This is a genomic window from Streptomyces thermodiastaticus, from assembly GCF_014656135.1.
GTDB lineage: Bacteria > Actinomycetota > Actinomycetes > Streptomycetales > Streptomycetaceae > Streptomyces > Streptomyces thermodiastaticus.
Genome location: NZ_BNBV01000011.1, coordinates 71,336 through 84,615, shown reverse-complemented (window position 1 = coordinate 84,615; position 13,280 = coordinate 71,336). Strand labels below are relative to the sequence as shown.

At 73.3% G+C, this 13,280-nt stretch carries 13 protein-coding genes and 1 tRNA gene; 8 read left to right on the top strand and 6 right to left on the bottom strand.

All coding sequences use genetic code 11. The annotated features are described in order from the left end of the window. Positions 1 to 72: 72 nt before the first annotated feature. The 4 genes from IE286_RS13020 (at position 73) to IE286_RS13005 (ending at position 3,609) form a co-directional block, all read left to right on the top strand. Positions 73 to 1,275 carry a DNA polymerase III subunit delta' gene (locus IE286_RS13020; RefSeq protein ID WP_189796845.1) on the top strand — a complete coding sequence of 401 codons (1,203 nt, stop codon included), beginning with the start codon at positions 73 to 75 and terminating at the stop codon, positions 1,273 to 1,275. A gap of 107 nt (positions 1,276 to 1,382) precedes the next feature. Beyond that, positions 1,383 to 3,077 carry an alpha/beta hydrolase gene (locus IE286_RS13015; RefSeq protein ID WP_189796844.1) on the top strand — a complete coding sequence of 565 codons (1,695 nt, stop codon included), beginning with the start codon at positions 1,383 to 1,385 and terminating at the stop codon, positions 3,075 to 3,077. A 106-nt stretch (positions 3,078 to 3,183) separates the two neighbouring features. Next, positions 3,184 to 3,260 (top strand) — tRNA-Thr (locus tag IE286_RS13010). 172 nt (positions 3,261 to 3,432) lie between these two features. Further along, entirely contained in the window at positions 3,433 to 3,609 is a 177-nt protein-coding gene (locus IE286_RS13005; protein ID WP_189796843.1) for a hypothetical protein, read from the top strand. 39 nt (positions 3,610 to 3,648) lie between these two features. Here the strand turns inward: IE286_RS13005 and IE286_RS13000 are convergent, their stop codons facing one another. The 3 genes from IE286_RS13000 to IE286_RS12990 all read right to left on the bottom strand — a co-directional run bounded on the left by IE286_RS13000 (position 3,649) and on the right by IE286_RS12990 (position 6,667). Then, positions 3,649 to 4,023, bottom strand: coding sequence for a GvpU-like protein (locus IE286_RS13000; RefSeq protein WP_189796842.1), 375 nt, complete (start codon positions 4,021 to 4,023; stop codon positions 3,649 to 3,651). A gap of 121 nt (positions 4,024 to 4,144) precedes the next feature. Beyond that, positions 4,145 to 5,827 (bottom strand): bifunctional 3'-5' exonuclease/DNA polymerase, encoded by a 1,683-nt coding sequence (locus tag IE286_RS12995; RefSeq protein WP_189796841.1) that lies wholly within the window; start codon positions 5,825 to 5,827, stop codon positions 4,145 to 4,147. Between the two features lie 48 nt (positions 5,828 to 5,875). After that, the gene (locus IE286_RS12990; protein WP_189796840.1) at positions 5,876 to 6,667 is read right to left on the bottom strand and encodes a Clp protease N-terminal domain-containing protein; all 792 of its coding nucleotides are present in this window, start codon (positions 6,665 to 6,667) and stop codon (positions 5,876 to 5,878) included. Positions 6,668 to 6,781: 114 nt separating this feature from the next. On the opposite strand from IE286_RS12990, the gene IE286_RS12985 reads away from it, so the two are divergent. After that, complete coding sequence (locus tag IE286_RS12985; protein WP_189796839.1) at positions 6,782 to 7,984, top strand: DUF2786 domain-containing protein; 1,203 nt, start codon at positions 6,782 to 6,784, stop codon at positions 7,982 to 7,984. A 55-nt stretch (positions 7,985 to 8,039) separates the two neighbouring features. Here IE286_RS12985 and IE286_RS12980 read toward each other — a convergent pair whose 3' ends face one another. After that, the gene (locus IE286_RS12980; RefSeq protein WP_189796838.1) at positions 8,040 to 8,579 is read right to left on the bottom strand and encodes a DUF4232 domain-containing protein; all 540 of its coding nucleotides are present in this window, start codon (positions 8,577 to 8,579) and stop codon (positions 8,040 to 8,042) included. Positions 8,580 to 8,680: 101 nt separating this feature from the next. Next, positions 8,681 to 9,244: a hypothetical protein gene (locus IE286_RS12975; protein ID WP_229862535.1), complete on the bottom strand. Its 564-nt coding sequence runs from the start codon at positions 9,242 to 9,244 to the stop codon at positions 8,681 to 8,683. Positions 9,245 to 9,579: 335 nt separating this feature from the next. Here IE286_RS12975 and IE286_RS12970 point away from each other — a divergent pair, with 335 nt between their 5' ends. Then, positions 9,580 to 9,849 carry a DUF397 domain-containing protein gene (locus IE286_RS12970; RefSeq protein ID WP_189796837.1) on the top strand — a complete coding sequence of 90 codons (270 nt, stop codon included), beginning with the start codon at positions 9,580 to 9,582 and terminating at the stop codon, positions 9,847 to 9,849. A 94-nt stretch (positions 9,850 to 9,943) separates the two neighbouring features. Here the strand turns inward: IE286_RS12970 and IE286_RS12965 are convergent, their stop codons facing one another. Beyond that, entirely contained in the window at positions 9,944 to 10,459 is a 516-nt protein-coding gene (locus IE286_RS12965) for an ATP-binding protein (RefSeq protein ID WP_189796836.1), read from the bottom strand. A gap of 337 nt (positions 10,460 to 10,796) precedes the next feature. On the opposite strand from IE286_RS12965, the gene IE286_RS12960 reads away from it, so the two are divergent. Together IE286_RS12960 and IE286_RS12955 are read left to right on the top strand one after the other, a co-directional pair. After that, positions 10,797 to 11,657 (top strand): Sco1979 family transcriptional regulator, encoded by an 861-nt coding sequence (locus IE286_RS12960; RefSeq protein ID WP_505014451.1) that lies wholly within the window; start codon positions 10,797 to 10,799, stop codon positions 11,655 to 11,657. Between the two features lie 89 nt (positions 11,658 to 11,746). Further along, on the top strand, positions 11,747 to 13,207 hold the full coding sequence (locus IE286_RS12955) for an aldehyde dehydrogenase family protein (protein WP_189796835.1): 1,461 nt from the start codon (positions 11,747 to 11,749) through the stop codon (positions 13,205 to 13,207). Positions 13,208 to 13,280 lie beyond the last annotated feature (73 nt).

Sequence of the window (13,280 nt, the reverse complement as noted above, 5' to 3'; positions counted from 1 at the left end):
GGCCGCGGTGTCAGTGGTCCCCGGCACAATGGGTCCCGCACCGCGTATCAGGACGAAAGGGCGGCGTGACCCATGACCGTGTGGGACGACCTCGTCGGGCAGGAGAAGGTCAGCGAGCAGCTGGACGCCGCTGCCCGGGACGCCGACGCCCTGGTCACGGCCGCAGCCGCGAACACCCCGCCCCCGGCGGCGTCGAAGATGACGCACGCCTGGCTGTTCACCGGTCCGCCCGGAGCGGGCGTCACCCAGGCCGCGCGGGCCTTCGCCGCCGCCCTGCAGTGCGTCAGCCCCGACCGCGCGCACGCCGGCCCCGGCTGCGGATTCTGCGAGGGCTGCCACACCACGCTCGTCGGCACCCACGCCGACGTCTCCACGGTCACCGCGGTCGGCACGCAGATCCTCGCCGAGGACATGCGGGACACCGTCCGCAAGTCGTTCACCTCCCCGGCAGGCGGCCGCTGGCAGGTGATCCTCGTCGAGGACGCCGAGCGGCTGAACGAGAAGTCCGCCAACGCCGTCCTGAAGGCCGTCGAGGAACCCGCACCCCGCACGGTCTGGCTGCTGTGCGCGCCGTCCATCGAGGACGTCCTGCCCACGATCCGCTCCCGCTGCCGCCACGTGAACCTGCGCACCCCGTCGGTCGCCGCCGTCGCCGACACGCTGGTGCGCCGCGAGGGCGTCGACCCCGAAGTGGCCGCGGCCGCCGCGGCCGCCACCCAGGGCCACGTCGACCGGGCCCGCCGGCTGGCCACCGACCCGGCCGCGCGCGAGCGTCGCGCCGCCGTGCTGCGGCTGCCGCTGCGCCTGGACGACATCGGCGGCTGCCTGAAGGCGGCGCAGGAACTGGTCGACGCCGCGGCGGCCGACGCCAAGGCGCTCGCCGAGGAGACGGACGCCAAGGAGACCGAGGAGCTGAAGGCGGCGCTGGGCGCGGCCCAGGGCGGCCGGCTGCCGCGGGGCACCGCGGGCGTGATGAAGGAACTGGAGGACAGACAGAAGCGCCGGCGCACCCGCACCCAGCGCGACAGCCTCGACCTCGCCCTGACCGACCTCACCGGCTTCTACCGCGACGTCCTCGCCCTGCAGCTCGGCTCCCGGGTGGCGATCGCCAACGCGGACGTGGAGGACGCCCTGGAACGTGTCGCACGCGCCGGCACGCCCGAGTCCACCCTGCGCAGGATCGAGGCGATAGCCGCCTGCCGTGACGCCCTCGACCGCAATGTGGCCCCGCTGCTGGCGGTGGAGGCGATGACCATGGCCCTGAGGGCCGGCTGAGACCCGCGCGCCCCCTGGGCGCCCGGTCCGGAAACGCGCCGTCACTCGTGCGAGGCATGAAGACGGCGAAACGTACACGTGCGACTCCGGAGAGTTACGCTCGCGGGATGTACTTCAGGCGCGTCCTACGTCCGAGCGGCACCGCCCGCATCCCTTCCGGCACCCCCGGGGACGCCCCGGCAGGCGGCTGTCCGCCTGCCGGCGGTTCCGGGCGCCGTACCGCCTCTCTCAAGACCGCCTCTCTCACGGCGGTACGCACCGCCGGTGCGCTCGTCGCCGCAGGTGCTCTGCTTCTCGCGGCCTGCTCCGCCGGACAGTCCCGTCACCGTGCGGTGCCCGCCACCCAGGCGGTGCTGGCGGCGCTGCCCCGGTCCACACCCCCGGCCCTGCTGCCGTACTACACGCAGAAGCTGACCTGGCGCGACTGCGGAGCCCCGGGTTTCCAGTGCGCCACCATGAAGGCACCGCTCGACTACGCCGATCCCGCCGCGGGCGAGATCCGGCTGGCCGTGGCCCGCACACGGGCCACCGGGCCGGGCGAGCGGCTGGGCTCGCTGCTGGTGAACCCGGGCGGGCCGGGCGGCTCCGGCATCGACTTCCTCCAGCGGTTCGCCGGCATCGGCTACCCCGCCGGCATCCGCGCCCGCTACGACCTGGTGGCCCTGGACCCGCGAGGCGTGGCCCGCAGCGAACCCGTGCAGTGCCTCGACGACCGGGCCATGGACATGTTCACTCAGACCGACGTCACCCCCGACGACCGGACGGAGATCGACGCGCTCACCGCTGCCTACCGCAGGTTCGCCGAGGGCTGCGGCGCCCGCGCCCCGCGCTTGCTGCGGCACGTCTCCACGGTGGAGGCGGCTCGCGACATGGACGTCCTGCGGGCGGTGCTCGGCGATCCGAAACTGACGTACGTGGGCGCGTCGTACGGCACGTACCTCGGCGCCACCTACGCCGGCCTGTTCCCAAACCGGGTGGGCCGGCTGGTCCTGGACGGCGCGGTGGACCCGTCCCTGTCCGCCCGCCGGATGAATCTCGACCAGACCGCCGGCTTCGAGACGGCGTTCCAGTCGTTCGCGCGGGACTGCGTCCGCCACGACGACTGCCCGCTCGGCGGCCCGGGCACCGCCCCGCACGAGGCCGGCGACCGACTGGCCGCCTTCTTCCGCGAACTCGACGCCCGCCCCCTGCCCACCGGCGACCCCGACGGCCGCAGGCTCGGCGAGGCGCTCGCCACCACCGGCGTGATCGCCGCGATGTACGACCAGGGGGCCTGGCCCCAGCTCCGCGGCGCCCTGACCACGGCGATGACCAGGCGCGACGGCTCCGCCCTGCTCGCGCTCTCCGACAGCTACTACGAACGCGACACCAAGGGCCACTACGCCAACCTGATGTACGCCAACGCCGCCGTGAACTGCCTGGACCTGCCGCCCGCCTTCGGCGGCCCCGACGAGGTGGCCAAGGCCCTGCCCGCCTTCGAGAAGGCCTCCCCGGTCTTCGGCCGGGGCCTGGCCTGGTCCGCCCTGAGCTGCGGGTACTGGCCGGTGAGGGCCACCGGGGAGCCGCACCGCATCGAGGCCAGGGGCGCCGCGCCCATCGTGGTCGTCGGCACCACCCGTGACCCCGCCACCCCCTACCGCTGGGCCGAGTCCCTGGCCGCCCAGCTCTCCTCGGCCCGCCTGCTCACCTACGACGGCGACGGCCACACCGCCTACGGCCGCGGCAGCCGCTGCATCGACGACGCGATCGACACCTACCTGCTGAAGGGCACCCCACCGGCCGAGGGCAAGCGCTGCTCGTAGCCCCGCACCCGCCCCGGGCCGGGCACCGCCTGGGCGGGTACGAAGCACCCCGGGAAACTGTGTAGACTTACGCACGTTGCCGCCCGCACCATGGTGCAGGCAGCAGGCCGCTTTAGCTCAGATGGCCAGAGCAACGCACTCGTAATGCGTAGGTCTCGGGTTCGAATCCCGAAAGCGGCTCCACTCCGAACAGCGGTTTCCCCGGGAAGCCGCTGTTCTGCTTTTCGCCCGGTCTCAGTTGTCGTCTCGGTCGGCCGCCCCGTCGAGCGCTCCCGCCGGCGAGGATCTCCGGGCGTTCACGATCCCGGATGCGGCCGGCCGTACCGCCGGCCACGTCGTCAAGGAAGCGATGTCCGTGAGCAGCCCGCGCGCAACGACGACCCTGTGGCGTCCCACCGGCCCCGAGGAGCTGGAGCTGGTGCGGGAGCTGGACTGGCCCGCCTGGCCGCCCAGGCTCCCCGAGCAGCCGATCTTCTACCCGGTGCGCGACGATGTCGTCGGCAGGCTCCAGGTGGTGCGCGAGTTCCACTGAGCCGGACGTACCACCGCCGGCACCCGCGCCGGAGTCACCTCACCGGTCCGAGTAGCTGACGTCGCCCACGGTCCATGCGCTGACGTCCTTGATCGCGACGCGGTACATGCCGCCCGTCTCCGGGATGCCGAGGTTGCCCTGCAGGATCCGGGCGAGGTGGAAGTGCAGATACGCGGGGGGCTCGGTGCGGTCGTGCTTGTCCCCGCGTGCGTCGTGGGCGAAGACCTCGGCGAAGGGGGCGAGGCGGTCCGAGTCCCGGAGGACCTCCGCGACCCGTTGCCGCCACATGGCCTCGGGGGCCAGCCGGCCGGTCAGCACAGCACCGCCGACGACCACCGTCAGCGGCATCTGGTTGCTCGGCTGTGACTCCACCAGGGAGGCGACGGCGACGAGCAGGTCATCAGCGTTCGGCATGAAAAGTCATCCTATGCACCCTTGCGGCGCGGAGCGCGGTGTTCCGGCGAGAGTCCCGCACGGGTCCTTGCCGAGACGGGCGAAAAGCGGCGGCGGTCCGCGGATGGCCGGGGTGGTCCGTTCACTTGGCGTCCGCGTAGCAGTCCACCACCGCGGTGGTGAACGGGAACCGTACGGGAGTGTCGCCGAAGGTCAGCCGCCCGGCCAGCGCCGCCGCCTCCCGGATGGCATCGACGACGGTGTCCGCCTCGTCCTCCGGGCAGTGCACGATCACTTCGTCGTGCTGGAAGAACACCAGCTCGGCCGCCAGGTTCCGGCAGGCGGGCCGCAGGGCGGCGAGCAGCAGCAGGGCCCAGTCGGCGGCGCTGCCCTGGACGACGAAGTTGCGGGCGAAGCGGCCGCGGGCGCGGGCGTCGGCCGTGAGGCGGCCGGGCAGCCGGTCGCGGTCGGGCTCCCCTCCGCCGTCCTGGGGCAGCCCGGCCTCGCCGGCCGTGTCGTCGGTGCCGGCGGCCGGGGGAGAGGTGCGCCCCAGCCAGGTGCGGACCAGGCGGCCCTCCTCGCCGGCGCGGGCGGCCTCGTCGACGTAGGCGACCGCCCGCGGAAACCGGCGCCGGAGGGCGGCGAGGTTCTTCAGCCCGTCGCCGGAGGTCTGGCCGTAGACGGCGCCGAGCACGGCGATCTTGGCTTGGGCCCGGTCGCCGGAGAAGGCGCGGTCGGAGACGGCCTGGTACAGGTCGGTGTCCCGGGAGGCCACCTCCATCAGGCCGGGGTCGCGGGAGACCGCCGCGAGGATGCGGGGCTCCATCTGGTCGGCGTCGGCGACGACCAGCTTCCACCCGGGGTCGGCGATCACGGCCCGCCGGATCACCCTGGGGATCTGCAGGGCGCCGCCGCCGTGCGTCACCCAGCGGCCGCTGACCGTGCCGCCTGCCTGGAACCCCGGCCGGAACCTGCCGTCGTGCACCCAGTCCTGCAGCCAGGTCCAGCCGTGGGCGACCCAGATCCGGTACAGCCTCTTGTACTCCAGCAGAGGCCGTACGGCGGGGTGGTCGACGGTCTCCAGCTCCCAGCGGCGGGTGGACCGGAGCGTGATGCCGGCGCCGGCGAACGCCTTGATCACGTCGGCGGGCAGGTCGGGGCGCACCCGGTGGCCGAAGGCGGCGGACACCTCGTCGGCCAGTTCGGCCAGCCGGCGCGGCTCGCCGCCGCCCGCGTACCGCTCGCCGAGCAGGTCGTGCAGCACCCGGCGGTGCAGATCGGCGCGCCAGGGCAGGCCGGCGTGGTTCATCTCGGCAGCGACGAGCGTGCCGGCCGATTCGGCCGCGGTCAGCAGCCGCATGCGGTCGGGGTGTTCGGCCCGCTCGTGCCGGCGCTGCTGCCAGGCGTAGACCGCGATCAGGTCGTGCAGGGGGAGGCGGGCGGCGGGCGGTTCGAAGAGCGGGGACTGGGCTCCGGGGACGGCCGAGGGCACAGGCGGGTCCGGTGGGACGGGGGCGCCGCGCAGCCGGGCGAGCGCGGCGGCCGCCGAGCGCGGTTCGCCGTGGTGGCCCTCGTGGCCGAGGAGGAGGGCTTCGGCGCACTCGATGTCGTAGCAGCGTTCCACATGGGCGCCCGCGGCGAGCAGCCGTGGGGCGACCTCGGCGGTGGACCGCCAGACCCAGCGCGTGACCTGTGGTCTGCTCCGGACGGCCTCGGCCAGGTCGGTCTCCCGGCGCACCGGGCCGGCGGGCAGCCCGTCGGGGCCGAGGGGTGCGATGTCGGCGCCACCGTCCTCGGCCGGGGCGAGAGCCCACCGACCGGTCATGCGTACGAGTCTTGCAGCAGGGTCTGACATCCGGCCGGACACGGAACGTCAGGCGCCCTCGGGCTCCTGTGCCGTCCCTCCGTCCGCCGTCCCGTCCGGTCGCGGTGCCGTCTCCTGGGGCGAGGAGTCCTCCAGGAGGGCCGCCAGCGTCGTGGTGACGTACTCCTCGACCCGGGCCTTGTCCAGGCCCAGCCCGCTCAGCAGGCCTTCGCCGTTCTCCTGCTCCAGCAGCGCCAGCAGGATGTGCTCGGTGCCGATGTAGTTGTGGCCGAGGCGCAGGGCCTCGCGGAAGGTGAGTTCGAGGGCCTTCTTGGCGGCCGGGCCGTAGGGGATCAGCTCCGGGGCGTCGGGGGACGACGGCGGCAGGGCGGCGGTGGCGGCCTCACGGACCGCCTCCAGGGTGACGCCCAGGTGCTGGATCGCCTTCGCGGCCAGGGCCTCCGGCTCGGTCAGCAGCCCGAGGACGAGGTGCACCGGCAGGCCCTCGGAGTTCCGGGCGGCCTTGGCGGCGTCGTGGGCGGCCATCACGACCTTGCGGGCGCGCGGCGTGTAGCGGTTGAAGCCCTGGCTGGGGTCGAGATCGGTGGACTCCTTCGGCACGAACCGCTTCTGTGCGGCCTGCCGGGTGACGCCCATGCTCCTGCCGATGTCGGTCCAGGACGCGCCGGAGCGCCGCGCCTGGTCCACGAAGTGCCCGATGAGGTGATCGGCCAGCTCGCCGAGGTGCTCGGCGGCGAGCACCGCGTCCTGCAGCTGCTCGAGCGGTTCTTGGTGGGCCTTCTTGATCGCGTTGATGAGGTCGTCGAGACGGATGGACGACCTGAAGGTGAGGTTCGTCATGCTGACAACCGTAGGTTGACAGTTGGGGGGTGTCAACCGCCGGTTGACAGTTGCCGGGGTGCGGTGGCCGAGGGGTGAGAGGAGAGTGCGGGGTGCGTTGTCCACAGGCTGTGGATGCGGCCGGGGTCGCGCGGCCGGTCGTGGCACGATCGGTGCGTGACCACGACCAGCACCTCCGGCCCGTCCGGTGCGGCCGGCACCGTCGACCGCGCCTTCGCGGCCGCGCTCCACACCGCCGACGACACCGCGCTCGACACGGGTGCCTCCCTGCTCGCCGCCGACCCGGCCGCCGAAGCCGAGCTGGCCCGGCGCGGTGAGGAGCTGGTGGCGGCCGCCTGGCGGCGGGGGTGGGAGCCGGCCGATGTCCTGCGCCTGGTGCGACGCGAGCTGGACGAGCCGCACGTGCGCCTGGCGGCGGAGCTGATCCGCGCGCAGGCCGCCGCCGACCGGCCCCGCGGGCGGCGCTGGACCAGGCAGCTCGACGAGACCGGCCGGCTGCTGGAGTCCTCCGGCCGGGCGCCCGCCCGGACGGACCGGTTCACGCACGCCACCGCCGTCCTTCAGCTGTACCGGCTGCTGCTGCGGCTGCCCGTCCTCGAACCGCTGGACGCCCCCGGCCCGGCCGGACGGCGGGCCGCCGCGCACGGCGAGTCGCGTGTGCTGGGCCGCATACGGGCGTTGCTCGCCAAGGCCGAGGCGACCGGGTATCCACAGGAGGCGGAGGCGCTGAGCGCCAAGGCGCAGGAGCTGATGGCACGGCACAGTGTCGACGAGGCACGGCTCGCCGCGCAGGACCCGTCCCCGGACGTGCCCGGTGCCTGCCGGATCGGCGTCGATCCGCCCTACGAACAGGCCAAGGCCGTCCTGCTGGACGCGGTCGCCACGGCCAACCACTGCCGCGCCGTGTGGCACGAAGCCCTCGGCTTCTCCACCGTCGTCGGCTTCGAGGCCGACCTGGAGGCCGTGGAACTGCTGTACACCTCGCTCCTGGTGCAGGCGACGACGGCGATGACCAAGGCCGAGGCCGCCCAGCGGGCCGGCGGACGCAGACGCACGAAGACCTTCCGGCAGTCCTTCCTCGCCGCCTACGCCCACCGCGTCGGCACCCGTCTCGCGGCCGCCGCCGAGAGTCAGGTGACGCGGGATCTGCTTCCGGTGCTGGCGAGCCGGGACGTCGCGGTCGCCGGCCGGGTGGAGCGCATGTTCCCCGAGACGACCACCACCCGTCTGCGCGGGGTGAGCGACGCGGCCGGCTGGGCTCAGGGCGCCGAGGCCGCCGACCGGGCACGGATGACGGAGTGCCGGCCGCTGGAGTAGGGCACGGACGGCGCAGTGCCGGCCGCCGGAGCAGGACCCGTGCCCGCGCGACGGGTCAGTCCCCGGCCTGCTGGAACGCCGTCACCGACGCGTCCGGTGTGCCCGTGGTCGCCGTGGCCCCCACCGGCCCGTAGGACCAGGGGAAGGACGTGCCGTCCTTCGTCCCGGGCAGTGCGACCGTCAGCGAGGTGGCCGGCAGGCTCGTCCCGTCCCCCTCACGCCCCCGCACATAGGTGAGGGTGAACAGGGCGGCGTCGCCCGTGGCGAGGGGCAGATCCTGCGGCGTGCTGGTGCGGTCGGCCGGTACGGCCCGGGTCGTGGTCCCGGTTCCCAGCCGAACGACCGGGAAGCCGCGCAGGGCGCACCGGGCGCCCCGGTTGGTCAGGGTCACGGGCACCTGGCCGGTGTCGCCGGCGGCGGGCGCGGCACTGACCGGTCCGATTGTCAGGGTGACGTCGCCGAGGCGGCAGGCGGCGACGTCGGCGTTCTTGCTGCCGGTGTCGCGGTGGCTGTCCTCGGTGCCGCCGCCGTGGCCGCAGGCGGTCAGTGCCAGGGCCGTGGCGAGGGCGGCGACGCGGATCGGGAGGGCACGCATGAGCGGGAGTTCCTTGGGTCGTGACGATGCTCGGAGCTCATCACGTACGAGCGCGCGGCGCGGTTGCCCGCGCCGCCACCGGCACCGGCCTTGTACGAACGTCAGGAGCCGAGGCTCGCCGTGGGCAGCCCCGACGGTAGCGCTCCGCCGTCGGACCTGGTGCACGTCTCCGTGCCGAGTCCACCCTCCCAGGTCACCCGCAGCGTGGTCGTGTTGACCGAGTCCACCGTGCCGAAGGTGCGTTTGCCGCAGCCGGTCAGCCGGACGAGCCGCTTGCCGTCCCGCTCCTGCGCGGTGCCCGAGCACATGGTCCGGTCCGTCGCGAACAGAGCCGCCCGGCCGCCCTCCACCGTCAGCACCACCATGGCGCCGTCACGGGTGGTCAGCCAGCTGCCGTCCACCGCCGGAGCATCACCGGCGTGCGTGCCGCCGCCGGATCCCGGCGACGCACCGGGCGCCCGAGAGGCGCTGTGCGGGGAGGCGGAGGCGGACGGTGCGCCGGAGCGGGACGTCCCCGGATCCGGGCTGCCGCTGTCGCACGCCGTCAGGACGAGCGTGCCCGCCAGCGCGACGGCCGCGATCCCTGCCGCCGTCCGCGCCGTCGTGCCCGACGCCGCGGCGTCCGGCGTCCGCTGTGCGCCCGATTCCGTCGTTGCCGTGGTCACTGCGAGCCTCCCTGTCGGAAGCGGCGGCCCCCGGCGGCCGGCCGGTCGCCGGCAAGCTACCAGTGAGCAGGCGGCGCGGGGAGGCGGTGGGAGACCCGCCCACTTGCCGGTGCGTTCCGGGGCAGAAGCCGGGTAGCCGATCGGTCGAAGACGTGTCACATCCTGTCGTCACCCGGGTGGTGTCGCGCCTCGTCACCCGGGTGGTCGCGCCTCGTCGCCCGGCGGCGTGCACGTGCATATGCCTGAGCAGTTGCACATGAACCAGTTATGATCCGAGGCGCAGTTGACCAACGCATCCATGGCCACACAGCCAGTGCACCATCGAGGAGCGACCTGTGGACCACGACGTCGACGGCGGGTACGGGGAGTGCGGCGTGTACAACGGCATGGCGGCCACGCAGCTGCGCGGGGTCTCCTGGCACAAGAGCCGGTACAGCAACTCCCAGGGTTCCTGCGTGGAGTTCGCCCGGTTGCCGGGCGGTGAGGTGGCGGTGCGCAACTCGCGCTTCCCGGAGGGCCCGGCCCTGGTCTACACCCGCGCGGAGATCGAGGCGATGCTGCGTGGTGCGAAGGACGGCGAGTTCGACCACCTGGTGGCCGGCTGACCCTGCGTCACCGGCGATGCGGTGCCGCCGGGGCGCCGGTGGTGTGACGCGCGTAGCGCCAGGACGTCGTTCGTCCCCGGCGCATCGGTGCGCGCTAGCCGCCCTCGTCCGCCAGCCGGAACTGGGCCCAGACGACCTTGCCGCCGAGCGTGCCCGCGAGCGGATGCCAGCCCCAGCCGTCGCTGAAGGACGCGATGAGGAACAGCCCGCGGCCCGACTCGGCCCGGTCGTCGGGCAGGGCGTCCGCGTCCCTGACGACGGGGTGGTCCCGGCTGGGGTCGCGCACCGCGCACACCAGGCGCCCGGTCCAGCGCATCAGATGCAGCCGTATCGCAGGGCCGGGGTCGGGGGCCGGCCCGTGGGAGCGCACCGCCGGCAGCGCGTGCCGCAGGGCGTTGGTGACCAGCTCCGAGACCACCAGGCAGACGTCGTCGAAGCGTTCCGCGAGGCCCCAGGCGTCGAGCGTGCCCCGGGTGAAGTGCCGGGCCTCGGGCACCGCCTCGTGACCGGCGGAAAGGGCGCAGCAGGCGGCGTCGGACACCGCCGCGGGATCCAGTGGCGGAAGGCCCTGCCGTGACGGCTCGAGCATGGTCGATCCATTCGTCCCCATGCGAGGCACTCCCGGGTATCGCGGTCGTTGCGAAGCAGATCGTTGCGATGGAGCGGTGGTGCGGGAACCATGGTTTCGGAAGCACCGGGCGGACGCAAGAGCAGATGCACGTGCACGAGACCGGAATGCGGCTTCCCGTACCGCTTATGAGTCATTTTCCGCCGTCTTCTCGTCCGCCCGTACGCCTGCCCCGGGCCGCCCGTCCCGCCGTCGCCGTGCGTTTCGGGGGCCCGAGGGCGGTGCCCGCGGGCCTGCGGATCTGTAACCGGTCGAGTACTGCTCGGAGTGATTTGGTGGCAGACTTCGGCGTTCGAAGGAGTCGGGGAGGCTGACGGACGTGAGCGCGGGAGAGTCAGGATCGGTGGTGCGGCGGATGCTGCTCGGCGCGCAACTCAGGCGACTGCGGGAAGCGCGGGGGATCACCCGGGAGGCGGCGGGATACGCGATCCGCGCCTCGGAATCGAAGATCAGCCGGATGGAGCTGGGCCGGGTGAGCTTCAAGACCCGGGACGTGGAGGACCTGCTGACGCTCTACGGCGTCACGGACGAGGCGGAGCGCGCCGCGCTGCTGTCCCTGGTCAAGGAGGCCAACCTCGCCGGCTGGTGGCACAGTTACTCCGACGTCCTGCCCAGCTGGTTCCCCACCTACGTGGGCCTGGAAGGCGCCGCCTCGCTGATCCGCGTCTACGAGGTGCAGTTCGTGCACGGGCTGCTGCAGACCGAGGAGTACGCCCGCGCGGTCGTCCGGCGCGGCATGCGGGACGCCGGCGAGGCCGATGTGGAGCGGCGGGTGGCCCTGCGGCTGGAGCGGCAGAAGTACCTCGTGTCCGAGCATGCGCCCGAGCTGCACATCGTCCTGGACGAGGCCGCCCTGCGCCGGCCCTATGGCGACCGTGAGGTGATGCGCGGCCAGTTGCAGCATCTGATCGAGATGTCCGAGCGGCCCAATGTGCGGCTGCAGGTCATGCCGTTCAGCTTCGGCGGCCATTCCGGCGAGTCCGGCGCCTTCACCCTCCTGAGCTTCCCCGAGTCCGATCTGGCCGACATCGTCTACGTCGAGCAGCTGACCAGCGCCCTGTACCTGGACAAGCCCGAGGACGTCGCCCAGTACGAGAAGGCGCTCACGGAACTGCAGCGCGACAGCCCCGGACCCAAGGAGAGCCGCGACCTGCTGCGCGGGCTGCTGCAGCTCTCCTGAAACCGGCCAAGATCCCCCAACTCCCGTCGCTCGCACGTACGATGACGGCCCGATCGGCCACCGCGAGCCCGGGATGCGAGGGGGAACACATGCCGACCTGTTTCACCGACCTGGCCCAGCAGTACATCGACGGCGAGTGGCGTCCGGGCACCGGCTCCTGGGACCTCATCGACTTCGACCCGTACGACGGCGAGAAGCTGGCCGCGATCACCATAGCCACGGCCGACGAGGTGGATCAGGCCTACCGGGCGGCCGCCCGCGCCCAGCAGGAGTGGGCCGCGGGCAGCCCCTACGCCCGCCGCGAGGTGCTGGAGAAGGCGCTGCGGCTGGTCGAGGAGCGCGAGCCGGAGATCACCGAGCTGATCATCGCCGAGCTGGGCGGCACCCGGCTCAAGGCCGCCTTCGAGCTGCACCTCGTGAAGGAGTTCCTGCGCGAGGCGGCCCGGCTGACGCTGAGCCCGCAGGGCACGGTCCTGCCGTCCCCGGGCGAAGGCAAGGAGAACCGCGTCTACCGGGTCCCGGTCGGTGTCGTCGGCGTGATCAGCCCCTTCAACTTCCCCTTCCTGCTGTCGCTCAAGTCGGTCGCCCCGGCCCTCGCGCTCGGCAACGCGGTGGTGCTCAAGCCGCACCCGAACACGCCCGTGACCGGCGGCACCCTGGTGGCGAAGATCTTCGAGGACGCCGGACTGCCCGCCGGGCTGCTCAACGTCGTCGTCACCGACATCGACGAGATCGGCGACGCCTTCCTCGAGCATCCCGTCCCCAAGGTCATCTCCTTCACCGGCTCCGACGCCGTCGGCCGGCACGTCGCGACCGTCTGCGCCCGGCACTTCAAGCGCGTGGTGCTCGAACTGGGCGGCAACAGCGCCCTCGTGGTCCTCGGCGACGCCGACCTCGACCACGCCGTCGACGCGGCCGTCTTCAGCCGCTTCGTCCACCAGGGCCAGGTCTGCATGGCCGCCAACCGCGTCCTGGTGGAGTGCTCGGTCGCCGAGGAGTTCACCGAGAAGTTCGTCGCCAGAGTGCGGTCGCTGAAGTGCGGCGACCCCCGCGACCCGGAGACCGTCATCGGCCCGCTGATCAACTCCGCGCAGGCCGCCGCCGTCACGGCCACCGTCGAGCAGGCGCTCGCCGCCGGTGCGACGGCCCTGGTGCACGGCTCGGTGCGGGACAACCTGGTCGAGCCGACCGTCCTGACCGGGCTGCCCGCCGACTCGCCCCTGCTGCGGCAGGAGGTGTTCGGCCCGGTCGTCTTCCTCGTCCCCTTCGACGGCGAGGAGGAGGCGGTCCGGATCGTCAACGACTCCCCGTACGGCCTGAGCGGCGCGGTCCATACCGCGGACGTCGAGCGCGGCGTCGCCTTCGCCCGGCGCATCGACACCGGCATGTTCCATGTGAACGACGGCACCGTCCACGACGAGCCGCACGTCCCCTTCGGCGGCGAGAAGCACTCCGGCATCGGCCGGCTGAACGGCGAGTCGACCGTGGACGCCTTCACCACCCTGAAGTGGATCTCCGTCCGGCACCGGCGCGGCAGCTTCCCGTTCTGACGGCCTCCCCCGCCCCCTTTACCCTTGCGGACTTGCACCTCACGTGACGTGAGGGCCGACCGTGGAGTGCGTA